The sequence below is a fragment of the Candidatus Propionivibrio aalborgensis genome, assembly GCF_900089945.1.
Classification (GTDB): domain Bacteria; phylum Pseudomonadota; class Gammaproteobacteria; order Burkholderiales; family Rhodocyclaceae; genus Propionivibrio; species Propionivibrio aalborgensis.
Genome location: NZ_FLQY01000012.1, coordinates 1 through 22,765, shown reverse-complemented (window position 1 = coordinate 22,765; position 22,765 = coordinate 1). Strand labels below are relative to the sequence as shown.

The following is a 22,765-nucleotide window of genomic DNA, read 5'->3' as shown; positions in this document are numbered from 1 at the left end:
GCAGAACCGTTTCTTCAAGACTGAACGCTGATCATGATCGATGGCCGTTTCGCATTGTTTGACAGCGATAACGGTCATGCCATTCTTTTGTCGGAGTATCGACGAGCGATCATTTTCGATGGCGATGATGAACGCCGCGATGATTTGGCGTCGGTATTTTCCGCATTTGAAGCGGCTGCAAGGCAGGGCGAATGGGTAGCTCTTGCTGCGGACTATGCGCTTGGCGGGTGTTTCGAGCCCGCCAGCACCTTGCCGAAAACCGGGCGCCCGTTGTTGCGGGGTTGGGTGTTTGGTCAGGCCCGGCAGCTTGACCCGGCGGCGCTCGAAGCGTTTTTCAGTGAGCAGCTGGCTGGCGTTTCCGAACAGGATCGGGTTGTGGGGGTGGCCGACCTTGTGGCGGCCCTCGATGCTGAAGAACATGCGTCAAAGGTCGAGCAGATAAGGCGCTGGATTGCCGACGGCGATTGCTACCAGATCAATCTCACCTTCCCGATCGATTTCAGGCTCTACGGCCATCCGCTGGCGCTATACGCCCGACTGCGCGAACGCCAGCCGGTGCGTCATGGAGCTTACATCGACACGCAAGAGGAAATACTGCTTTCCTTTTCTCCTGAACTGTTTTTCGAGCGGATCGGCGGTCGAGTCCTTACGCGCCCGATGAAGGGAACCACTCAACGTGGTGCGTCGCCGTCAGACGATGTTGTGAGGCGCAATGAATTGCTGGCGTCGGAGAAGGAGCGCGCCGAGAACATCATGATCGTCGACCTGCTGCGTAACGATCTGGGGAAGCTGGCGTTGCCCGGCAAGGTGCGGGTTGAATCCTTGTGCGAAGTTGAAGCCTATCCGACTCTGTGGCAGGTCGTATCGACAGTTTCGGCAGAGCTGCCCGATGTGTGCCTCTATGACTTGTTCCGGGCGCTATTTCCTTGCGGTTCGATTACCGGCGCTCCGAAAATTCGCGCCATGCAGCGTATCTCGGAGTTGGAGGACTCTCCGCGCGGCATCTACACGGGGTCGCTGGGCTGGATGGCGCCTAACGGCGATTGTCGTTTCAATGTAGCGATTCGGACGCTTGCGCTTGCCCCTGATGGGCGGGCTCGCCTCGGCGTCGGTAGCGGCGTCGTCATTGATTCGGAGCCCGAACGCGAATATGCCGAATGCCTCCTGAAATCGCAGTTTCTCACGGGCTTTGACCCTGGTTTCAAGCTCATTGAAACCATGCGTTTGGAGCACGGGGCGTATCGTCTTCTGGACTTCCATCTGGAGCGGCTTAAGGCTTCGGCGTTTGCCCTGGGCTTTGCGTGTGATGTCTCGTCGATTGCGGCGAGTCTGTCGGAGCAGGCATCGGCTCAGACAACCGGTATTTTCCGGGTTCGTTTGACTCTTTCCCACAACGGCCACTATCTGATCAGCCTTACTTCGATGGATGACGGCATTCAATCATGGAAGGTAGTTGTAGCGGACGAACGCGTGGATGCCGAGAACTACCTTCTGCGCCACAAGACCAGCGCGCGCGGCATGTATGATCGGGCCCTGGCCCGGCTGGCCGCATGCCCGGATGTGTTCGATGCGATTTTTCTCAATACGCGTGAAGAAGTGTGCGAGGGCGCGCGCAGCAACGTATTTGTAGAGCGCGGTGGCGTTCTGCTGACGCCGCCGTTGTCTTGTGGACTGCTTCCGGGCGTCATGCGCCGGCAGCTTCTTGAAACGGGGCGCGCCGTCGAGTGCGTCCTGGATCGGGACGACTTGCTCAGTGCGTCGCCGATCTACCTGGCAAACAGCTTGCGCGGGCTGGTTTCGGTGAGCCTGCAGACCTGAAGTGTCGGCGAGGGTGACAGGTCTTCTCCGAACCGTCAGCCGATGACGGTCACGACGATTCTTCGGCGATGGGAGAAAGTCCGGTGTTCCCACAAATAGATACCTTGCCAGGTTCCCAGCTTGAGGTCGCCGTTGCTTACCGGCACCGTGATTGAGCTGCCCGCCAGAATGTTTCTGCCATGCGCCGCCATGTCGTCATCACCTTCGCTGTCGTGTCGATACGCGGAGTCGCCGTCGGGCGCCCAGCGCAGCGCAAGTGTTTCAAGATCCCTGCGCACCGTCGGATCGGCATTTTCGGTAAGAATGACCGAGCAACTCGTATGCAGAACAAAAACATTGACCAGACCGGTTTCGATGTGCGAAGCGCGGACGATCCTGGCGACCTCAGCGGTAATTTCCGTCGTTCCCCGACCGTTTGTGGATGCCTCAATGGTCTGTTGATGCGGCACGTCTTCTTCCTTTGCCTGTTGGCTGCATGAATGCGTTATCAGGATTTTCCAGTACTGCCGAAGCCGCCGGAGCCACGCGTGCTGATGGTGAACTCGTCAACCACGTCGAATGCAACCTGCATTACCGGAACGATAACGAGTTGCGCCAGACGGTCAAGCGGATTGAGCGTGAAGCTCTCTTTGCCTCGATTCCAGGTGGATACCATGATTTCGCCCTGGTAGTCGGAGTCGATCAATCCCACCAGATTGCCGAGCACAATGCCGTGTTTATGACCCAGGCCGGAACGCGGCAGAATCATTGCCGCCAGTCCGGGGTCGGCGAGATGAATGGCGATGCCCGTTGGAATCAGCATGGTGTCGCCGGGGTGGATTTTCACCGGAGCCTCGATGCAGGCGCGTAGATCCAGTCCGGCTGAACCGGGAGTGGCGTAGTGCGGCGGGTTGTCCTTGAGTCGAGAGTCGAGGAGACGAACGTCGATGCGATGCATGTTGTTTCCTGTCAGATGAAGATGGATAGGGCAACGCCAAGAAGCACAACGATAAGCAGGCAGATGGCGATGCGTCTTGCAAGCTGACCCTTCTCCTGTTCTTCCAACTGCCAGTCCTGGATCGTCCGGCTGGCGCGTCTGAGTGCTGCACGACCGACGATGTAACGGGTCTTCTCGCGCGCGTAATCCTTAGCAGAGTCACTATGCTGCGAGTGCATCAGCGTCCCTCGACCAGCGCGGCAATGTGCCCGATGAGCGCCCTGGCCAACTCCAGTTTCGATCCAGGCGGAAGCGGGGTTGCACCATCTGCGTCGAACAGGGTCAGGGTGTTGTCGTCGCCGCCGAAGCCGTGTTGAATCAGGTTGCCGACGATCAGCGGTATCTTCTTTGTCATGCGCTTTTTCTCCGCGTATTCCGCCAGATTCCGGCTTTCGGCAGCGAAACCGACGCATAGCGGCGGTGCGGGCAGGGCAGCGACATCGGCCAGAATATCCGGATTCTGGACCAGTTCAATGGGCGGCGCACTCTGTCCGTCTTTCTTGATTTTGTGCTCGGCAACGGCTTGCGGGCGGTAGTCGGCCACTGCAGCGACACCGATGAATACGTCCTGTGCGGCGGCATGTTGCATGACGGCAGTGTGCATTTCGAGTGCGCTGATGACGTCGATGCGATTCACTCCGGGTGGTGTCGGCTGACTGACCGGGCCGCTGACCAGGGTAACCTTGGCTCCGGCTTCCTGCGCCGCGCGGGCCAAGGCAAAACCCATTTTTCCGCTCGACAGATTGGTGATGCCGCGAACCGGATCGATGGCTTCGAAGGTCGGCCCGGCGGTCAGCAGAACCTTCTTGCCATTGAGTCGTTTGGGCTGGAAGTGGGCAATCAATCGGGCCCCGATTTCTGCCGGCTCGATCATGCGACCCTGGCCGTTCTCTCCACAGGCCTGATCGCCGCAGTCCGGGCCAAATATGTTAATGCCATCGTCAATCAGCGTGGCGATATTGCGTTGCGTTGCCGCGTTCTCCCACATCTGCCGGTTCATCGCCGGTGCCGCCAGCAGCGGGCAGTCACGTGCCAGAGCAAGTGTGCTCAGCAGATCGTCAGCCAACCCGTTGGCCAGCTTGGCAAGAAAATCGGCCGAAGCCGGTGCGACGAGCAGAACGTCGGCTTCGCGCGACAGATCGATGTGCGCCATGTTGTTGGCCATACGCGCATCCCATTGGTCGCTGAATACAGGTCTGCCGGAGAGCGCCTGGAAGGTGACAGGCGTTACGAAGTGGGTGGCTGCCTCGGTCATTACCACCTGCACAGTGGCGCCCTCCTTGATCAGCAATCGAACCAGTTCGGCCGCCTTGTAGGCAGCAATTCCGCCGGTGATGCCGAGAGCAATACGTCGATCTTTCAATTCCATGCGAATGACCCGAGAGCTTGGCGATAGAATGCCAGACGGAACATTCTAACCGAGATTGCAAAATGGCAATTACCGACTGGCCGGAAAACGAACGCCCGCGTGAACGCTTGCTGGCGCAAGGCGCCGCGGCACTGACCGACGCTGAATTGCTGGCTATCTTTCTGCGAGTCGGCATGAAGGGAAAGAGTGCGGTTGATCTGGCTCGCGAGTTGATCCAGCATTTCGGCAGCCTGAATCGCCTGTTCTCGGCGACTCGAGACGATTTCTCCGCCATATCCGGCATGGGGCCAGCCAAATACGCCCAGTTGCAGGCTGTTCTTGAAATGTCGCGCCGGGCTCTGGCCGAGGAAATGAAGCGGAGCAATGCTTTCTCGACGCCGGCTGCAGTGCGCGATTATCTGCGCCTGCATCTGGCCGGGCTGGCGCATGAGGTCTTTCTCGCGCTGTGGCTGGACGCTCAAAACTGCCTGATCGCCGCCGAAGAGCTGTTCCACGGCACGCTGACGCAAACCAGTGTCTATCCGCGCGAGGTGGTCAAGAAAGCGCTGTGGCACAACGCTGCTGCGGTGGTTCTGGCGCACAATCATCCCTCCGGCGTCGCCGAACCTTCCAACGCCGACCAGTTGCTGACGCGGGAGCTCAAGCAGGCGCTGGCCCTGGTTGACGTGCGAGTTCTGGATCACTTCATCGTGGCCGGACAAAACCAGCCCCTGTCGTTTGCCGAACGCGGGTTGCTATAGGCCGCTCACAAATCGCATCGCACAATTAACTTGAGGCAAGCCCTTGTTTTGAGCTAGAATCCCCGACCTTCATCCCAAGCACAACTGGAGCAACAATCATGGCGCGAGTCTGCCAAGTGACGGGCAAAGGCCCGATGGTCGGGAACAATGTTTCCCATGCCAACAATCGAACCAAGCGCCGCTTCCTGCCGAATCTGCAGTACCGCCGCTTCTGGGTAGAGAGCGAAAACCACTGGGTGCGCCTGCGAGTATCGAACGCCGGACTGCGCACCATCGACAAGAACGGTATCGACGTCGTGCTCGCTGACCTGCGCGCACGCGGCGAGATCTGACCAGGGAACTTAAGCCATGCGCGAAAAGATCAAACTCGAATCGACCGCCGGCACCGGTCATTTCTACACCACGACCAAGAACAAGAAGACCATGCCCGAAAAGATGGAAATCAAGAAGTACGACCCCAAGGTGCGCAAGCACGTTGCGTACAAGGAAATCAAGCTGAAATAAGACGACGGGGTGATGCCCGAAGCGAAACGAACCTCGCCTATTGAGCGAGGTTTTTTTTGCCTGTCGAGGGAGCTTCTTTAGGGCGCTTCTTCCGGGAACGCATCCTTGAACGCATTGCAGAAACGCAATTCTTCAGGATAGGGAAAGAAATCTTCAAGGTAACCCGAACGGATTTTATCCTGTGCTGCTTTCCAGAACTTTGCATTCAGAAGATAGCGGTGGTATTTGAGAAAAGCTGTGCGCACTTTGGGCGACCCGAGCAGGAAGGAGGCAAATTCCTCGGGGAAAACATCGTTCTTTCCCACTGAATACCAAGGCTCACTGGACATTTCCATTTCCGGGTACGGAGCTTCGGGGATCACGCGGAAGTTGCAGTCGGTCATGTATTCGATTTCATCGTAATCGTAGAACACCACCCGTTTGTAGCTGGTCATGCCGAAATTCTTCCACAACATGTCGCCAGGAAATATGTTGGCGCTGGCCAGTTCGCGAATGGCATTGCCATATTCAAAGACGGCGTGGTCGATCTGTTCGGGCGTTGCGGAGTCGAGATAGACGTTCAGTGGCGTCATGCGACGCTCGATATAGAGGTGCTTGATAACCAGATCATCGCCATCTTCTTCAAGCAGCGAAGGAACGTGTGTGCGCAAGTTTTCGAGCAATTCGCCCGAAAAACGGTCTTTCGGAAAGGCGACGTCCGAAAATTCCAGCGTGTCTGCCATTCGGCCTACACGGTCGACTTTCTTGACCATCAGGTACTTGGCCTTGACCGTGTCGTGATCAACTTCCTTCGTCGCCGCGAATACGTCTCGGAGCATCTTGAATACATAAGGATAAGAGGGCAGCGTGAAGACCAGCATGACCATTCCGGGGACACCCGGTGCGATGATGAATTGGTCCCGCGAGTGACGCAGATGCTCATGCAGGTCGCGGAAGAACATCGTTTTACCTTGCTTGCCGAGGCCAAGCATGGTGTAGATTTCCGATCGAGGCTTGTTTGGCAGCATGCTGATCAGGAATTGAGCGTAACCTGAAGGCACCTCCATATCGACCATGAAGTAGGCGCGGGACAGCGAGAAAAGAGTAACGATCTTCGCTGGGTCGAGTAACAGGGTGTCGAGTACCAGTTTGCCTTCCGCGTTGTGCAGGACGGGTACGGCAAAAGGAGTCTCAATGTGGCCGTTGATGGCTTTGCCGAAAATATAGGCGCCCTTGTTACGGTAAAAAGCGGAGTGCAGCACCTGTATCTGAACGTTGGCTTCAGCTTTGGGCCAGCCCCCCAGAAACTGTGCCGCTGCGCGCAATGCACAATCGACATCCCGGTCGAGGTCTTCAAAGGGGCGTTGCCAATCGAAATCGAGAATGATCTGCTTGATCGTCTGTCGCAGTCCATGTTGACTTGGGTAGTAACTTGCATAGACGGGCGGGTCAGAGAGAATGTATTCGGTGGATAGCGCCGGGCGGGCAAAGATGTAGTCGTTGTGAAAATAGGTCCGGTGCAGGAGTCGTGAGCTAACCGAGTTGAAGAATGTTTCCGCGAGTTCAGGCTGCTTGTGATTGATCAACTGGCCAATGTAATGCAGCTTTAGTTGTTGCAAGATTGCGTCGTCGAGCGAATCGGTGCCGTACCGGGCTTCGATGAGTTTGGCGGTTTCTGTCGATCGGTTGTCGTAAGAGTGGATGCGCTCACGGACGGCATCCTGCACGCCTTTCCAGTCACCTTCTTCAAAAAGCTCTTTCGCCCGCTGACCGTACTCGCGAAACAATCGATAGTGGCGGTTGAAGCCCTCGATCATTGCTTTCGCAATTAGAAGGGAGGGGGGGTGTTCGTCGAAAAAATCTACCATCTTTGTTGACCGTGATTTGGGAGCCAGAAATTGTAGCACTAACTGCACCACAAGTAAGTATGACAATCGAGATTAACGGAATGCTGGCGAAACGCCGGTTTTTCCGCCATAATTGCGCCCTGTGCCAACTGAAGACAGCGTTTACGATTGATCACGCTGCATCGATTAACTTTCAAGTCTGCAGCAAATGCCAACAACGCGAGTTGGCTGATTTTCGGGCACGCGACCAGGGCATAAACAAATCACATTATTGGAGTAAACATGAGCGAAAGTCTGATCAAGATTCCGCAGGGCGGCCAAAAGATCGTTCCCGGTGAAAGCATTCCGGATAATCCGATTATCCCGTTTATCGAAGGCGATGGAATTGGCGTTGACATCACGCCGGTGATGATCAAGGTGGTCGATGCTGCGATTGAAAAGGCGTATGGCGGGAAGAAGAAGATTCACTGGATGGAAGTGTATGCCGGTGAGAAGTCGACGACGATGTACGGAGCCGACGTCTGGTTGTCAGCCGAAACGCTTGCCACCCTCAAGGAATACTCCGTTTCGATCAAAGGCCCGATGACGACGCCGGTTGGCGGCGGCATCCGCTCGCTGAACGTGGCCTTGCGTCAGGAACTTGACCTGTTCCAGTGCGTGCGTCCGGTACAGTACTTCAGGGGCGTGCCTTCGCCAGTCAAGCATCCGGAGCTGATCAATATGGTCATCTACCGCGAGAATACCGAGGACATCTACGCCGGCGTTGAATGGGAGTCCGGCTCCGAACCATGCAAGAAGGTCATCAAGTTCCTCCAGGAAGAAATGGGCGTCAGCAAGATCCGTTTCCCGGAAACATCAGGTATTGGCGTCAAGCCGGTATCCAAGGAGGGCACCGAGCGGCTGGTGCGTGCGGCAATCAATTACGCAATTGCCAACAAGCGCAAATCGGTGACGATTGTGCACAAAGGCAACATCATGAAATTCACCGAAGGTGCTTTCCGTGACTGGGCCTATGCGCTGGCCAAGAACGAATTCGGCGGCGTCGAGATCGACGGTGGCCCATGGCTCAAACTGCCAAACGGCATCATCATCAAGGATTCCATTGCCGACGCTTTCCTGCAGCAGATTCTGCTGCGCCCGGCAGAATACGATGTGATCGCCACGCTCAATCTCAACGGGGATTACATTTCCGACGCACTGGCCGCGCAGGTCGGCGGCATCGGCATCGCCCCGGGCGCCAATATCTCCGACAAGTACGCCTGTTTTGAAGCCACGCACGGTACGGCGCCGAAGTACGCTGGCCTGGACAAGGTCAACCCCGGCTCGCTGATTCTTTCCGCCGAAATGATGTTGCGCCATCTCGGTTGGATGGAAGCAGCCGACCTGCTCATCAGGTCCATGGAAGCGGCGATCGGCGACAAGGTCGTGACTTACGACTTCGCCCGTTTGATGGAAGGCGCAACCGAGGTGTCCTGCTCGGAGTTTGGCGACGCAATGATCGTTCGCATGTAGTTTGTAGCGCTTCTGGCGTTAGCAAAAAAGCCTCCGTTGTCGGAGGCTTTTTTTCGGGCTTCATGGTCACAGAATTCAAGTCAGGCTCTCTGTTTTCCGTGATCCGATACCGGGGTTCCTGCCAAAGCCGTGGCGAAGTACTTCCTTTGAAACAGGAGCGCCACATTGACCAGGCCGATCATCACCGGCACTTCAACCAGTGGGCCGATCACCGCGGCAAACGCGACGCCCGAGTCGATGCCATAAACCGCGACGGCAACGGCGATCGCCAGTTCGAAGTTGTTGCTGGCCGCGGTGAATGAGAGGGTCGCGCACTTTTCGTAATTGGCTCCCAGGCGCTTGCTCACGAAGAACGAAAAGATGAACATCACGACGAAATAGATCAGCAACGGGATGGCGATACGCACCACGTCCAGCGGAATGCTGACGATCAGCTTGCCCTTCAGGCTGAACATGACGACGATGGTGAACAGCAGCGCGGTCAGGGTGATCGGCCCGATCTTCGGAACGAAACGGGAGTGATACCAGTCCTTGGTCACAAAACGCAGCATGATCACGCGCGTCAGCACTCCGGCAAGGCACGGGATGCCCAGATAGATGAAGACGCTCTCCGCAATCTGCCCGATCGAGATGTCGATAACTGCTCCAGTGAGGCCAAAGAGCGGTGGCAGCACAGTGATGAACAGCCAGGCATAGACGCTGAAGAACAGCACCTGAAAGATCGAGTTGAAGGCCACCAGGCCAGCGGCATACTCGGTGGAGCCCTTGGCCAGTTCGTTCCACACAATCACCATGGCAATGCAACGTGCCAGTCCGATCATGATCAGGCCGACCATGTATTCCGGCTGGTCCTGCAGGAATATGATCGCCAGAATGAACATCAGGACCGGCCCGACGATCCAGTTCTGTACCAGCGACAGCCCCAGCACCTTCGTGTCGCGGAATACGTCGGGCAGTTCTTCGTAACGCACCTTGGCGAAGGGCGGGTACATCATCAGGATCAGCCCGATGGCAATCGGCATGTTGGTTGTGCCGACCTGGAAGCTGTTGATGAAATCCTCGATCCCCGGAACGGAAAAACCGAGACCGACGCCGAGCGCCATGGCGGCGAAAATCCAGACGGTGAGATACCTGTCGAGGAACGAGAGTTTTCTTGTGACGGCGCGCATATCACATCCCGTCTGCGGCAACAGGCTCTGCTTCCCTGTTCGCCAGTTTTCTCAGACGCGCCGTTCCGATCGGCTCCTCGGCCAGCAAAGGAACCACCGCGTAACGCTTGGCATGCCGGGATGCCACGGCATCGATCTCGCGCAGTTCATTTCGCGCACGCTGGCGTAGCAAAGGCGAAACGACAGTGGTGGCCGCGATGCTGTTATTGACCACCCAGGCCCAGGGCTCGATGCCGGCACGACGCAGATCCGCCTGCAGGTTCGCTGCCTCCAGAACGGGCGTGGTTTCGGCCAGCGTCACCAGCAGAACCTTGGTCTGCTTTGGATCCTGCAACTGCATCATCGGCGTGGTGAAATGCTCATCGGCGTTGCGCGACTGGCGCGCGATTTCGCGGTGGTAGGCGCCCGTTGCGTCAAGCAGCAACAGGGTATGCCCGGTTGGCGCGGTATCCATCACGACGAACTTCTTGCCGGCTTCGCGAATGACGCGCGAAAACGCCTGGAAGACGGCGATTTCCTCGGTGCAGGGTGAGCGCAGGTCTTCTTCCAGCAGGGCACGACCCTGCGCATCGAGGGATGCCCCCTGGGATTCGAGCACCTGCTGGCGGTAGCGCTCCGTTTCAGCATGCGGGTCGATCTGGCTGACCGTCAGGTTTTCGAGCGCGGCATCGAGTGTGTCCGAGAGATGTGCAGCCGGATCGGAGGTGCTCAGATGCACCGGATAGCCACGGCTTGCCAGCTCGACAGCCAGTGCGGCAGCCAGCGTTGTCTTGCCGACACCGCCCTTGCCCATCAGCATGACAAGGCCATGCCCGTCCACGGCAATCTCGTCGACCAGAGTCGCAAGGTCCGGAGCAGCCAGCGGAGCAGGCGACGTCTGCGCGGTATGGGCTGGGTCAATCTCGGTCATGGCATCGTCCGCCGACCCGAGCAACTGGCGAAGCGCGGTCAGGCCCACCAGATTGAAAGACTTCAGAGCCAGGCGATCGCAGGGCAGCCGCTTGAGTACGGCGGGGATCCGGGCCAATGCGGCTTGCTCCCGCTCGTGAATGGCCGCAGCCAGAGGATCGGCGGCCGTTTCGCTCGCGGGCAGAACGCCGTTGACCACCAGATACTGCTGCGAAAGGCCAATGGCGGCGAGCTCTTCGTGCGTTCGCGCGACCTCGCGCAAGGTGGCAATCTGGGCGCGGGCGACGAGAATCAATCGGGTGCGGTGACCATCGGCTAGCGCGTCGACCGCCGCCTTGTACTGCGAACGCTGCTTTTCCAGCCCGGCGAGCGGGCCGAGACAGGAGGCATCGCCCTTGCCCTCTTCAAGAAAACCGCTCCAGGCCCCCGGCAACTGCAGGAGGCGGATGGTATGCCCGGTCGGCGCGGTGTCGAAAACGATGTGATCGAAATCGACGGTGAGCGTCGAGTCGGTCAGCAGTGCGGTGAATTCGTCGAACGCGGCAATCTCGGTGGTGCAGGCGCCGGAAAGTTGCTCCTCGATGCCCTTGACTATCGCCTCCGGCAGCACGCCTCGTACCGGGCCGACGATGCGATCGCGGTAAGCCTGCGCCGCCGCCTGCGGGTCGATCTCCAGCGCGGACAAACCGGCAACGGCCTCAATGCCCACAACCTGATTGCCAATCGTCACGCCGAACACCTGGCCGACGTTGGAGGCAGGATCGGTGCTGACCAGTAGCACCCGCTTGCCGCTTTCGGCCAGTTGAATGGCGGTGGCACAGGCGATCGACGTCTTGCCGACGCCGCCCTTGCCAGTGAAGAAAAGAAAGCGCGGCGGATGATCGAGAAATTTCATGGAATCCGGCTTTCCCGTTCAGCAGCAGCGCTTGCCGCTGCAACATGCAGCCGCCGGCTCTTGCTGATTTGAAGGCGCACTGATACCGGCCCAGCGGGTGAGCTCTCCCCGGTTGGGATAACGCCCGGCGAGAGCGACTTCGCCGTCGACCAGGATGAGCGGCAAGGCTTCGGCGCCCGAACGTTCGAGAAAGCTTTTGACGACCGTGTTTTCGGCAAAAGCCATCGGCTGCTGCGCCAGATTGAAGCGTTCGACGTGAGCGCCGTTCTGCTTCGCCCAATCGACATCGGCGGAAAAGCTCACCAGTTGCTGATCCACGTCCACCCCGCAAACACCCGTGCTGCAGCACAGCGCCGGGTCATAAATCTGGATGTTGGTCATTTGAGTCTCCTTGGTAAATCGGCATCGTCCTTGCCGTAGAAAGTAATCACTGCGCTTCTTGTCCGGCTTCCTCATGAATACGCCGGGCGGCAGCCTTGACCTCGTCGGCCGAGAGCGTTTCGAGCGGCAAGGCGAGGAAAGCCCGGACGCGCTTCTCCAACTGGCGGTAGGCCAGTTCGAAGGCTTCCCGCCGCGCTTCGAGCGGCTCGACATGCGCCGGGTCCGCGATGCCCCAGTGCGCAGTAGCTGGATGCCCCGGCCAGATCGGGCAGGTCTCGCCGGCGGCGCTGGCGCACACGGTGAAGATGTAATCGAGCTGCGGCGCACCCACCGCGGCAAACTCGTCCCACGATTTGCTGCGCACCTCGGACGGCAGCGCGATGCCGTGCTTTTCCAGCGTTTCCAGCGCGACCGGATTGACCTTGCCGGAAGGCTTGCTGCCTGCCGAAAAGGCGCGAATGCGGCCCTTGCCGAGATGGTTGAACAGGGATTCGCCAATAATCGAACGGGCGGAATTGCCGGTACACAACACCAGCACGTTGAGGGGGTTGCCAGTTGTCACGTTTGCTTTCCTTTCGGGATACAGAGTTCGGGATGACCGCCGCAGCAGTCCTCGGTCAAAAATTCGATCAGCGCGTTGATGCTGGCCATTGCCACGCGGTAACGCAGGAAACGACCTTCCTGCACCGTCGTAACCAGACCGGCCTGGGCCAGCGTCTTGAGATGAAACGACAACGTCGGCGCCGGCAAGCCAAGCTGCTCGCCGATCACTCCCGGCGTCAGCCCTTCGGGGGCGTTACGCACCAGCAAGCGGAAGACGGCCAGACGGCTTTCCTGGGCCAGGGCGGCAAGTGAGCTGACGGCATCGTTGGTTTCCATGTTTCCAATACTATGGAAATATTTGCGGTTTGGCAAGTGCTGTGTTGGGAGTGTCGCGGGTTCTTAGATTTGTCCGGTTCTGTAGCGCGCTATCTGTATGATCGCCAAAGAGCCCAAACGGAGAAGTGCTATGGGGCGCGAATTGCCCCAGAACCCGCAGGCAGATACGGTATACCCACTTAGGCGAATCAGCAGCCTAGCACCCATTGCTTGCCAATCTACCACCTTCGACCTTTGCCGGCGCGTACCAGTTCATTTCCGCGCCTCCGATTCTCGGCGCTAACGACCGACGAGGTTTCTGGCCGTATGAGATTAGCGGAGCGCGCATCAATCGGGCGGCTTAAGATTGATTGTGCGCGAGGCATTATCACGCATAGCTCTTGCGCAGACTGATATGTGGTCTAGACTTCGCGCGTAGAGAATTTGACTTTTCCGTCGTGGAATTCAAGACGGAAGCTCTGATCCGCCGGGCTGACGTTCTGGGAGATTATCGTTCCGATTCCTATGCTTTTGCCTGCGACATGGACCGCGATGCAGTGGCAGTATGTGCTGGATTCAATGTGTATGTCGGCGATCCGAGCAACTGTCGGCATTTGCTCGGATGCGATCATTGGGGCAATCACGAAGCGTCGTTCGTCGACATTCAACGGAGCTTGTGAGACCGTCGATGGATCAAAGCGTAATGAGCGAATCAGAAGAAATTCGCCGCTATAATGCTGTGCAACTATCAATCGAGGCAATCCAACATGGACGCTCCCGTCGGTGCAGTCCACTGTCCAAAGTATGTAGGTGATGGGCGCTATCTTCTCAAACCGACGCAAGCGGTAGTCATAATGTGCTATTTCGTACCCGCCACCAAACATGTTTCTGATTGTCGTTGCAGCATCACCTTGAAGATATTCAGTTTGAAGAAGCGCTGCACCAAAGAATAGATTGGCACTTAGGGCGGTCAGAATTGGATTGTCGGGGCCGACAGCGCATGCATCGGAAGAAATCACAGACTCTGTGAGGTCCTTGAATATGCAGGCTCCGGTCCCTGCATAGAAGAGTTTGCCATGTGATTGGCTGTCGAGTTCCTCAGCATGAAAATGAAATCGCCGTATTCCGTCCTTCTCCGAAATTAAGCCGATGAACGATGCGGGATGCAGCGCCAATTCTTCCTCACCGTTAAGGTATTCAAAGATGTCGCTATAACTCAGAAGGCCCAGCGCATCACGTCTTCGTAGCTCTGCCAGCACAAGGGATGCACCAAGCCAACTACCTGACCACGCCACGACCAGCCTATCCGACACAAGGCAGATCTTTTGAGCCAATCTGCTAACTACCCAACCGGAGTTGCCGAAGAAGTTGCTTACGTTCCCTAAGGCGGGAATGGAGACGTTTGGGGCAGTATTGGCGGTTGGACCCGTCAACAGCAGGTCTCCAAAGAGCGTCGGATGTCCGTCCGCTGCAAGTGATGCTATCAGTGTCATCTTGGTTAAGTCCGTCGGCGCAAAATGCCTTGATCAATCGCAGCTTGGCTGTTTAGTAATTCGATGAATAGCGATACTACGCCACGCACCCATAAACAATTTCGTGTAGCACTCGATGCAAGTGCCAGCTTGAAGCGATGTGTCAGCGTAGTACGACTACCAACAGCCTCGCAGCCCGATACCTACCTAGCAAATCTTTAGCCCGGAGCCAGATCGTCCGCCATATACGCCCGCACGATCCCTTCAAAGTCTTGATCACCTGTGAAGCCCAGCGCGTGGGCACGCGTCATGTCCCAGCAGCCGGGCCAGCCGCCGACGATGCGTTGTACGACGGGATCGCTTTCCCAACGAATCTTGTCGATCGCCGGCTTGCCGGCAACCCGGCCCAGGGTATCGACCATCTCCCCAACCGTCACGCTGACGCCGGGCAGGTTGAGCACCGGGTGTTGCGCGAAGGCCTCGCTTTCCAGATCGTGCGCCCAGACTAGGCATTCGATGGCCTGGCGTGGGGAAAGCAGCCACAGACGGGTATCCGCCGTCACCGGGCAGACTGTCGCTTCGTTGTTCAGCGGTTCCCGAATAATGCCGCTGGCAAATGACGATGCGGCTTTGTTGGGTTTGCCCGGCCGTACGGATATCGTCGGCAGACGCACGCCGCGTCCGTCGATGAAGCCCCGGCGACTGTAGTCGGACAGTAGCAGCTCGCCGATGGCCTTCTGGACGCCGTACGAGGACTTCGGGCTGAGCGCGGTGTCGTCCCGAACAATCTCGGGAAGCTCACCGCCATAGACGGCGACCGAACTGGCAAACAGCACTTTCGGGCGATGTTCCAGTTGGCGGCAGCGCTCGAAGAGAAGGCGCAAGGCCTCAATGTTGACGCGCATCCCCAGATCGAAATCCGCTTCCGCCTGGCTGCTGACTACCGCGGCCAGATGGAAGATTGACGCGGTATCGGTGTCGACAAGGTCGCTGATCGCCAGCGGATCGGCAAGATCGCCGGTGACAGCCAAAACCCGTGGATCGGTGAATCCGTCGGCCTTGACGACATCGAACAACACCAGCCGGTCGATTGCTTCTTCCTCGCCCGTAGAATTCCTGAGCACGCCGCGTTGCAGCAGCTTCCTGGCCAGTCGCCGACCCAGGAACCCGGCGCCACCGGTAATCAGTACTTTCATGTCATCGTCCTCTCAAGTCATGCTCTTTAACCAGCCCAGCCCGTCCTCGGTCTTGCCGCGCGGGCGATACTCGCAACCGACCCAGCCCTGGTAACCCAGGTCGTCCAGCAACCGGAACAGATGGCGGTAATTGACTTCTCCTTCGTCAGGCTCGTGCCGCTCGGGAACGCTAGCGATCTGGATATGACCGATGCCAGTGATATTGTTCTTCAGCGTAACGCTGAGGTCGCCCTCGACAATCTGAGCATGATAGAAATCCATTTGCACCTTAAGGTTAGCGGCGCCTATCTCGTTGCGCAGGGCATGCGCCTCGGCCTGCGTGTCGAGGAAGTAGCCGGGCATGTCGCGCGTGTTGATCGGTTCGATGAGCAGCGTCAGGCCCTGGCTGGCAAGCGCTTTGGCCGCACAGCGCAGATTGTCGACCAACACCGCCCGATGCTGCGCCCGGTCGGCACCTGCCGGAAGCAAGCCGGCCATGGCATGGAGGCCGGGAGTCCCCATGGCCAGCGCATATTCGAGCGCCAGGTCCACGCCGGCGTGGAATTCCGCTTCGCGTCCCGGAATCGAGGCGATGCCACGCTCTCCCGCCGCCCAGTCGCCGGGCGGCATATTGAACAGCGCGCTCTTGAGTCCGGCGTCCTTGAGCCAGCGGGTCACATCCGCGACCGGGTAATCGTAGGGAAAAAGAAATTCAACCGCCGGAAAGCCGGCCCTGGCGGCAGCGGCAAAGCGCTCCGGGAACGGGAGTTCGGTGAACATCATTGTCAGGTTGGCGGCGAATCTTGGCATGGCGGCTCTCTCAGCAAAGGGTGTTCATTCTTCGCAACTGATATTTGTAACGCATGTCAAACGACTCTGTTTGTCTCTAGTCACGCCGTGTTGAATGGCGCCACCGCCAAAATATTTCGAAGTCATAATCAGTATTGGCGTGCGAAGCCTGATTATCATTGACTGCTAGGCAGAGGCTACGGATAATTTGGCTCGTGTGTTTGAAATGCCTGTCCATATTGTTGCCCATTTTTATTGGCGTGTGGAGGGTTCCGCCGGTCAAGCCGGCTATCCCAGATGGAGAGACCCCGTGAAGATTCCCAGTTTTGTGATTGTGCTTGCCGTTGCCGCCGCTTTGTCCGGACCGGCAGCCTTTGCCCAGGATGGGGGGGCGGTTATCAACGCCACATTCACCTCGGACGTTGCAGACGGCAAGCCCGTCGATTTCCGCCAACAGTTCATGAATTCGACACCGGCCGTTTTCTACTACGGCGAACTGGTCGGTCTCACCGGGCAGACCGTAAAGCTGCGCTGGAGTCTTGAGGGCAAGAGCAAGCAGGAAGAATCAATCAAGGTGACACGTGCGCAGCAACCCGTTTGGTCGAAAATGAAAATGCAGGAGGAATGGACGGGTGATTGGACGGTCATGGTGCTGAATGGCCAGGGCCAGGTGATCGATCAGCGGAACTTCGCATTCAGCCCCCCTTTGTAAGGCAGCGATTCCGCATTGCCGCAGCACCGCCGATTCCTGGCGCACGGTTGCGGTGGACAAAAAAAGCCGCAGACTCGCTGCGGCTTTTTGTTGAGCAGGTACCCGCTTAGAGCATGGCCTTGACTGCTTCAGCTTCGTCGGTGAGTTCCTTGAGGGTCTTGTTGATCTTCTCGCGCGAATAGTCGTCGATTTCGACCCCTTGAACGATCTTGAACGAGCCGCCTTTGCATTCGCAGGGGAAGCCGAACACGATACCGGCGGGGATGCCGTAGGAGCCGTCGCTCGGTACGCCCATGGTGACCCAGTTGGCTGAACCAAGCACCCAGTCATGGATATGGTCGATCGCGGCGTTGGCTGCGGAAGCGGCTGAAGAAAGGCCGCGTGCCTCAATAATGGCAGCGCCGCGTTTGCCGACGGTCGGCAGGAAGACATCGTTGTTCCAGACCGGGTCGTTGATCAACGTCTTGACGTTGTCGCCATTGGACGTGCAGTTGCGATAATCGGCGTACATCGTCGGCGAGTGATTTCCCCACACCACCAGATTCTTGAAGCTGGCAACCGGACGCTTGCTCTTTTGGGCGAGCTGCAGGACGGCACGGTTGTAATCGAGACGTAGCATGGCGTGGTAGTTGGCCGGGTTGGTACGGCCAACCTTCTTGGCAGCGGAGGCGGCGATCAGTGCGTTGGTGTTGCAGGGGTTGCCGACGACCAGGACTTTCACATCCTCCTTGGCGTTCTCGGCAATGGCTTTGCCCTGAACGGTGAAGATGGCGCCGTTGGCCGTCAAGAGATCGGCACGTTCCATGCCGGGGCCGCGCGGGCGGGCGCCGACCAGCAGGCAGATGTCGGCGTCCTTGAATGCAACGTTGGGGTCGTCGGTGGCGATCATTCCTTCGAGAAGCGGGAACGCGCAGTCGTCGAGTTCCATCATGACACCCTGGCAGGCTTTCTGGGCTTGCGGCAGGTCGAGCAGTTGGAGAAAGACCGGTTGGTCTTTTCCGAGCATTTCACCGGAGGCGATCCGGAAAAGCAGGCTGTAACCGATTTGGCCGGCAGCGCCGGTAACGGCGACACGAACTGGGGATTTGGACATGGTGCGGCTCCTGTAGGTAAAGATGAACTGCAAAAAAACCAGAAAAGTACCGTTGCATTGTCCGTAACTGGTTCATTCAAGGCAAGTAATACCAGAGGAGAATCATAAGAGCGAATCTCTCTTGGTGTCAAATGTCGTTTTTGATGGTCATGTGTCTTATATAAGATATTTATAATAAAATGGACTTGAAGGGAAATTTGTGCTGAAATTCATAGTATGAACCGGCCGGCAACAACGCATTCTCCAACCTTCAGTCCGCTCTACCAGCAGATCAGGGCGCTGATTACGAGGAGTCTCGAATCAGGTGAGTGGAAGCCTGGCGATATCATTCCCAGCGAATCCGATCTGGCCGAGCGCTTTGGCGTGAGCCAGGGTACGGTGCGGAAAGCGATTGACGAGCTGGCAGCCGAGAATTTGCTGGTGCGTCGCCAGGGGAAGGGCACTTTCGTTTCAACACACGACGATCCGCGATCCTTTTTTCGCTTCCTTCGGCTGGCGTCCAATGAAGGCGAGCTGCTCAGGTTGCAGAGCATTCCTTTGGAGTGCTGGCGAGCCAAGGCGGGGCCTGACGTTGCCCGTACTCTCGCTCTTGAGCCGGGTGCGCCGATCAACATCGTTCGCCGACTGATGCGGTTTGGCGATGAGCCCGCTGTCTATGACGAAATCTATCTGCCTGGCGAGTTATTCCCCGATCTGTCGCTGGATATTCTCAATTCCGTCGCGGTATCCATGTACAGCTTGTTTGAAAGTCGGTATTCGGTACGCATTATCAGGGCTGAGGAGCGCTTGCGGGCAGTCTCCGCCGACCGGGTGAGTGCAGAACTGTTGCAAGTGGCCGAGGGTAGCCCCTTGCTGCTTGTCGAGCGTGTTACGTACACCTATGACAACAAGCCGGTTGAGTGGCGTCGCGGGTTTTATGCAACCAAGAATTTTTACTATCACAACGAATTAGGGTAGTTCATATCGAAGTGAGTTTTGCGGGGTAAGGGAAAGCTGTTCCGCAGCTAGAACTTATTGGGTTTATGTAGGTCTAAGCGGCCATTTTTTTGGCCGTCCAACTTGGGGGGTGATGTCCATGGCAGAAATGATTCTTAAAAAGAAGCGTCCGAAAAATCTGGATTTGATGACGATCCGATTACCTTTGCCGGGTATTCTGTCGATCGTTCATCGCGTTAGCGGCGCTGTAATTTTCCTTCTCTTGCCTGTGCTCCTCTGTTTGTTCGAGAGCAGTCTCACTTCCCCTGAGGCCTTTGCCGCGGCCAAGAGTTTCGTCGCGCATCCGCTGGTCAAACTGATTGTGTTCGGACTGATCTGGCTGTACCTGCATCATTTCTGTGCGGGCATCCGCTATCTGCTGCTGGATATGCACAAGGGAATCGACCTCGCGTCGGCGCGTCTTTCCAGCAAGATTGTCTTTGCGGTGAGTATCGCCCTGACCCTGATTATCGGAGGGAAAGTGTTATGGTAAATCGAATTCTCGTCGGGGCGCACTACGGCCTCAAGGACTGGGTAATCCAGCGTGCGACGGCCATCATCATGGCGGTTTACACGGTCATTTTCTTTGCTGCGGTCCTTGTGGTCGGGCCGGATTCCTTCGACAGCTGGCGCGGAATTTTCGCCAATGGCTTCATGAAGTTTGCCACCTTCCTGTGTTTCATCAGCCTTTTCTATCATGCCTGGATCGGTATTCGGGATATCTGGATGGACTACGTCAAGCCGGACGGCTTGCGTCTGCTTCTGATGATTGCAACCGCTGCGGCGCTGGTCGGTTACACCGGCTGGGCGGTGCAGATTCTGTGGAGAATTTAAGTGAGCAAGATAACCATACCCGTTCGTAAATTTGATGCAGTAATCGTTGGGGCCGGTGGAGCCGGTCTGCGCGCAGCCATTCAACTATCCGAAGCTGGTTTGAAGACCGCTGTTCTGTCCAAGGTCTTCCCCACACGTTCGCACACGGTTGCCGCTCAGGGTGGCGTGTCTGCCTCGCTGGGCAACTCCGAGGAGGACCACTGGCATTGGCATATGTACGACACTGTCAAGGGATCCGACTGGCTCGGAGACCAGGATGCCATCGAATACATGTGCCGCAAGGCGCCCGAGGCCGTTGTCGAGCTTGAGCACTTTGGCATGCCTTTTGACCGGACCGACGAAGGCAAGATTTATCAGCGACCCTTCGGTGGTCACATGTCCAACTTCGGCGAAAAGCCGGTGCGTCGCGCCTGCGCGGCGGCCGACCGGACTGGTCACGCCATGTTGCATGCCCTCTATCAGCGCAACGTACGCGCTAATACGCAGTTTTTCGTCGAATGGATGGCGCTCGATCTGATTCGTGATGCGGAAGGTCAGGTTCTCGGTGTCATTGCACTGGAAATGGAAACCGGCGAGATTGTAGCCTTTCATTCCAAGGCGACTGTCTTCGCAACCGGAGGCGCCGGTCGGATCTACTATTCATCGACCAATGCCTTTATCAATACAGGTGACGGACTGGGCATGGCGGCTCGTGCCGGTATCGCCCTCGAAGACATGGAGTTCTGGCAGTTCCATCCGACCGGCGTTGCCGGCGCCGGCGTGCTGATTACCGAAGGCGTGCGCGGCGAAGGCGGCATCCTACGCAATTCGGACAACGAGCGCTTCATGGAGCGTTACGCTCCCAACGCCAAGGATCTGGCGTCGCGCGACGTCGTTTCGCGCGCCATGGTCACTGAAATCAATGAAGGTCGCGGCTGCGGTCCGGCCAAGGACTTCGTACTGCTCGACATCACCCACCTCGATCCGGCGACGATCATGAAGCGCCTGCCAGGCATCCGTGAGATTTCGATCCAGTTCGCCGGTATCGACCCGATCAAGGCGCCGATTCCGGTAGTGCCGACCTGCCATTACCAGATGGGCGGCATTCCGACCAACTTCCACGGCCAGGTCGTCAATCCTGACGGCAGCACCGTGACGGGGTTCTACGCCGCCGGAGAATGCGCCTGCGCTTCGGTACACGGCGCCAACCGTCTGGGCACCAATTCCCTGCTCGACCTGCTGGTGTTCGGCAAGTCGTCCGGCGACTCGGTGGTCGAAGCGATCAAGGCTGGCCCGAATACCCTGAAGGATTTACCGACGAATTTCGCCGAATCCACGCTCGGCCGTTTGAATCGGCTGAACACGCAGACGAGCGGCGCGAGCGTCAATGAGACGCGCCTCGAATTGCAGCGGACGATGCAGAAGCATTGTGGCGTGTTCCGCTTCAAGGACATGCTTGAGGAAGGCGTGCGCAAGATTTGCGAAGTCGAGAAGAGCGTGCGGCTGACCGAAATCGGCGACAAATCAGCGACATGGAATACGGCTCGCGTCGAAGCGCTGGAACTCGACAACCTGATCGAGGTAGCCAAGGCGACCATGGTTTCTGCCGAGGCGCGCAAGGAGTCGCGTGGCGCACATGTGCGCGACGATGCACCGGATACCGCCGCTAATCCGAACGGCCGGGACGATGAGAAGTGGCTCAAGCACACCCTGTGGCACCGCGAAGGCAACAAGCTGACCTACAAACCGGTGCAACTCAAGCCGCTCTCCGTCGAAACCATCGCGCTAAAGACGCGTGCCTACTGATCACGGCACTCACATGCCCAGGAGTCAATGACTATGTCAAACCCAACCATGCAATTCAAGATTTACCGCTACGATCCGGACAAGGATAGCGCCCCGTACATGCAGGACATTTCGATCGAGGTCGATCCGGCGATTGATCGCAAGCTGCTCGATGTGCTGACCAAGCTCAAGGCGAAAGACGATTCGCTGTCCTACCGCCGTTCGTGCCGGGAGGGGATTTGCGGGTCCGATGCGATGAACATCAACGGCAAAAACGGTCTGGCGTGCCTGACCGAGATCAACGAACTCAAACAGCCGGTTGTTTTGCGCCCGCTGCCGGGTCTTCCGGTGATACGCGATCTGATCGTCGATATGACGCAGTTCTTCAAGCAATATCACTCGGTCAAGCCGTACCTGATCAACGACTCGCCACCGCCGGAGCGTGAGCGACTGCAGACGCCAGAGGATCGCGATGAACTCAATGGTCTGTACGAATGCATTCTCTGCGCCTGTTGCTCGACATCGTGCCCGTCGTTCTGGTGGAATCCGGACAAGTTCGTTGGCCCAGCAGGGCTTCTGAACGCCTACCGCTTCATTGCCGACACGCGTGATGAGGCAACCAACGCGCGTCTTGACGATCTTGAGGACCCTTACCGCCTGTTCCGCTGTCACACCATCATGAATTGTGTTGAGGTCTGTCCGAAGAACCTGAATCCGACCCAGGCCATCGGCAAGATCAAGGAAATGATGGTCAGGCGAGCGATTTGATGGAGGCCGACGCCGAGCTGAACCGGTTGCGCTGGCGTTGCACGCGTCGCGCCATGCTGGAGATGGATTTGCTGCTGGGAGACTTTCTCGACACGCACTTCTCCGGCCTGACTCCGGAACAGGCGGCGGCGTTTGTGGTACTGGCCGATATGGAGGATCTGGAGCTTTGGCCTTTGATTACCGGTAAGCGCGAGTGTGCGAACTCCCTGCAGGCCGAGGTCGTGTC

General features: G+C 57.7%; 26 protein-coding genes. 12 read left to right on the top strand and 14 right to left on the bottom strand.

All coding sequences use genetic code 11. The features are described from left to right. Positions 1-33: 33 nt before the first annotated feature. Positions 34-1,818 carry an aminodeoxychorismate synthase component I gene (pabB, locus tag PROAA_RS01050; protein ID WP_186409534.1) on the top strand — a complete coding sequence of 595 codons (1,785 nt, stop codon included), beginning with the start codon at positions 34-36 and terminating at the stop codon, positions 1,816-1,818. 35 nt (positions 1,819-1,853) lie between these two features. Here the strand turns inward: pabB and PROAA_RS01045 are convergent, their stop codons facing one another. From PROAA_RS01045 to coaBC, 4 genes are read right to left on the bottom strand one after another with little or no spacing between them, the layout of a single operon-like run. Further along, positions 1,854-2,267, bottom strand: a complete 414-nt coding sequence (locus PROAA_RS01045) for a secondary thiamine-phosphate synthase enzyme YjbQ (protein WP_186409533.1) — start codon at positions 2,265-2,267, stop codon at positions 1,854-1,856. A gap of 38 nt (positions 2,268-2,305) precedes the next feature. After that, complete coding sequence (dut, locus tag PROAA_RS01040; protein ID WP_186409532.1) at positions 2,306-2,755, bottom strand: dUTP diphosphatase; 450 nt, start codon at positions 2,753-2,755, stop codon at positions 2,306-2,308. Between the two features lie 11 nt (positions 2,756-2,766). Continuing rightward, a complete protein-coding gene (locus PROAA_RS01035) occupies positions 2,767-2,973 on the bottom strand; it encodes a hypothetical protein (RefSeq protein ID WP_186409531.1) in 207 nt (68 codons plus the stop codon). Beyond that, complete coding sequence (gene coaBC, locus PROAA_RS01030) at positions 2,973-4,163, bottom strand: bifunctional phosphopantothenoylcysteine decarboxylase/phosphopantothenate--cysteine ligase CoaBC (RefSeq protein WP_186409530.1); 1,191 nt, start codon at positions 4,161-4,163, stop codon at positions 2,973-2,975. The genes PROAA_RS01035 and coaBC overlap by 1 nt, the downstream gene beginning before the upstream one ends. A gap of 62 nt (positions 4,164-4,225) precedes the next feature. Between coaBC and radC the strand changes: the two genes are divergently transcribed. From radC to rpmG, 3 genes are all read left to right on the top strand, one after another. Next, positions 4,226-4,903, top strand: coding sequence for a RadC family protein (gene radC / locus PROAA_RS01025; RefSeq protein WP_186409529.1), 678 nt, complete (start codon positions 4,226-4,228; stop codon positions 4,901-4,903). A gap of 98 nt (positions 4,904-5,001) precedes the next feature. Further along, the gene (gene rpmB / locus PROAA_RS01020; RefSeq protein ID WP_186409528.1) at positions 5,002-5,235 is read left to right on the top strand and encodes a 50S ribosomal protein L28; all 234 of its coding nucleotides are present in this window, start codon (positions 5,002-5,004) and stop codon (positions 5,233-5,235) included. Between the two features lie 16 nt (positions 5,236-5,251). Further along, positions 5,252-5,407 carry a 50S ribosomal protein L33 gene (rpmG, locus tag PROAA_RS01015; RefSeq protein WP_186409527.1) on the top strand — a complete coding sequence of 52 codons (156 nt, stop codon included), beginning with the start codon at positions 5,252-5,254 and terminating at the stop codon, positions 5,405-5,407. Positions 5,408-5,484: 77 nt separating this feature from the next. Here the strand turns inward: rpmG and aceK are convergent, their stop codons facing one another. Then, positions 5,485-7,254 carry a bifunctional isocitrate dehydrogenase kinase/phosphatase gene (aceK, locus tag PROAA_RS01010; RefSeq protein WP_186409526.1) on the bottom strand — a complete coding sequence of 590 codons (1,770 nt, stop codon included), beginning with the start codon at positions 7,252-7,254 and terminating at the stop codon, positions 5,485-5,487. Positions 7,255-7,515: 261 nt separating this feature from the next. On the opposite strand from aceK, the gene icd reads away from it, so the two are divergent. Further along, positions 7,516-8,745, top strand: a complete 1,230-nt coding sequence (gene icd, locus PROAA_RS01005; RefSeq protein ID WP_186409525.1) for an NADP-dependent isocitrate dehydrogenase — start codon at positions 7,516-7,518, stop codon at positions 8,743-8,745. Between the two features lie 80 nt (positions 8,746-8,825). Here the strand turns inward: icd and arsB are convergent, their stop codons facing one another. From arsB to otnI, 8 genes are all read right to left on the bottom strand, one after another. Then, positions 8,826-9,914 carry an ACR3 family arsenite efflux transporter gene (gene arsB / locus PROAA_RS01000; RefSeq protein WP_186409524.1) on the bottom strand — a complete coding sequence of 363 codons (1,089 nt, stop codon included), beginning with the start codon at positions 9,912-9,914 and terminating at the stop codon, positions 8,826-8,828. A 1-nt stretch (position 9,915) separates the two neighbouring features. Further along, on the bottom strand, positions 9,916-11,718 hold the full coding sequence (gene arsA, locus PROAA_RS00995; RefSeq protein ID WP_186409523.1) for an arsenical pump-driving ATPase: 1,803 nt from the start codon (positions 11,716-11,718) through the stop codon (positions 9,916-9,918). Between the two features lie 18 nt (positions 11,719-11,736). Further along, positions 11,737-12,099, bottom strand: coding sequence for an arsenite efflux transporter metallochaperone ArsD (gene arsD / locus PROAA_RS00990; RefSeq protein ID WP_186409522.1), 363 nt, complete (start codon positions 12,097-12,099; stop codon positions 11,737-11,739). A 46-nt stretch (positions 12,100-12,145) separates the two neighbouring features. Then, positions 12,146-12,661: an arsenate reductase ArsC gene (locus PROAA_RS00985; protein WP_186409521.1), complete on the bottom strand. Its 516-nt coding sequence runs from the start codon at positions 12,659-12,661 to the stop codon at positions 12,146-12,148. Further along, positions 12,658-12,978 (bottom strand): ArsR/SmtB family transcription factor, encoded by a 321-nt coding sequence (locus PROAA_RS00980; RefSeq protein ID WP_186409520.1) that lies wholly within the window; start codon positions 12,976-12,978, stop codon positions 12,658-12,660. Before PROAA_RS00980 ends, PROAA_RS00985 begins: the two co-directional genes overlap by 4 nt. Before the next feature lie 401 nt (positions 12,979-13,379). Then, positions 13,380-14,450, bottom strand: coding sequence for a hypothetical protein (locus tag PROAA_RS00975; protein WP_186409519.1), 1,071 nt, complete (start codon positions 14,448-14,450; stop codon positions 13,380-13,382). A gap of 197 nt (positions 14,451-14,647) precedes the next feature. Further along, positions 14,648-15,625, bottom strand: coding sequence for a D-erythronate dehydrogenase (gene denD, locus PROAA_RS00970; RefSeq protein WP_186409518.1), 978 nt, complete (start codon positions 15,623-15,625; stop codon positions 14,648-14,650). A 12-nt stretch (positions 15,626-15,637) separates the two neighbouring features. Then, a complete protein-coding gene (gene otnI / locus PROAA_RS00965; RefSeq protein WP_186409517.1) occupies positions 15,638-16,414 on the bottom strand; it encodes a 2-oxo-tetronate isomerase in 777 nt (258 codons plus the stop codon). Between the two features lie 289 nt (positions 16,415-16,703). On the opposite strand from otnI, the gene PROAA_RS00960 reads away from it, so the two are divergent. Further along, a complete protein-coding gene (locus tag PROAA_RS00960) occupies positions 16,704-17,105 on the top strand; it encodes a DUF2914 domain-containing protein (protein ID WP_186409516.1) in 402 nt (133 codons plus the stop codon). A 106-nt stretch (positions 17,106-17,211) separates the two neighbouring features. On the opposite strand, the gene PROAA_RS00955 is transcribed toward PROAA_RS00960, so the two are convergent. Continuing rightward, on the bottom strand, positions 17,212-18,198 hold the full coding sequence (locus PROAA_RS00955; RefSeq protein ID WP_186409515.1) for a malate dehydrogenase: 987 nt from the start codon (positions 18,196-18,198) through the stop codon (positions 17,212-17,214). A 216-nt stretch (positions 18,199-18,414) separates the two neighbouring features. Here PROAA_RS00955 and PROAA_RS00950 point away from each other — a divergent pair, with 216 nt between their 5' ends. The 6 genes from PROAA_RS00950 to PROAA_RS00925 form a co-directional block, all read left to right on the top strand. Then, positions 18,415-19,155: a GntR family transcriptional regulator gene (locus PROAA_RS00950; protein WP_186409514.1), complete on the top strand. Its 741-nt coding sequence runs from the start codon at positions 18,415-18,417 to the stop codon at positions 19,153-19,155. 118 nt (positions 19,156-19,273) lie between these two features. Then, positions 19,274-19,666, top strand: coding sequence for a succinate dehydrogenase, cytochrome b556 subunit (gene sdhC / locus PROAA_RS00945; RefSeq protein ID WP_186409513.1), 393 nt, complete (start codon positions 19,274-19,276; stop codon positions 19,664-19,666). Then, positions 19,660-20,007 (top strand): succinate dehydrogenase, hydrophobic membrane anchor protein, encoded by a 348-nt coding sequence (gene sdhD, locus PROAA_RS00940; protein WP_186409512.1) that lies wholly within the window; start codon positions 19,660-19,662, stop codon positions 20,005-20,007. Before sdhC ends, sdhD begins: the two co-directional genes overlap by 7 nt. A gap of 9 nt (positions 20,008-20,016) precedes the next feature. Then, positions 20,017-21,792 carry a succinate dehydrogenase flavoprotein subunit gene (gene sdhA / locus PROAA_RS00935; RefSeq protein WP_186409564.1) on the top strand — a complete coding sequence of 592 codons (1,776 nt, stop codon included), beginning with the start codon at positions 20,017-20,019 and terminating at the stop codon, positions 21,790-21,792. A 33-nt stretch (positions 21,793-21,825) separates the two neighbouring features. Continuing rightward, positions 21,826-22,539, top strand: a complete 714-nt coding sequence (locus PROAA_RS00930) for a succinate dehydrogenase iron-sulfur subunit (protein ID WP_186409511.1) — start codon at positions 21,826-21,828, stop codon at positions 22,537-22,539. Further along, the coding region (locus tag PROAA_RS00925) for an FAD assembly factor SdhE (protein ID WP_186409510.1) at positions 22,539-22,765 on the top strand (227 nt) is incomplete at its 3' end. The genes PROAA_RS00930 and PROAA_RS00925, both read left to right, overlap by 1 nt.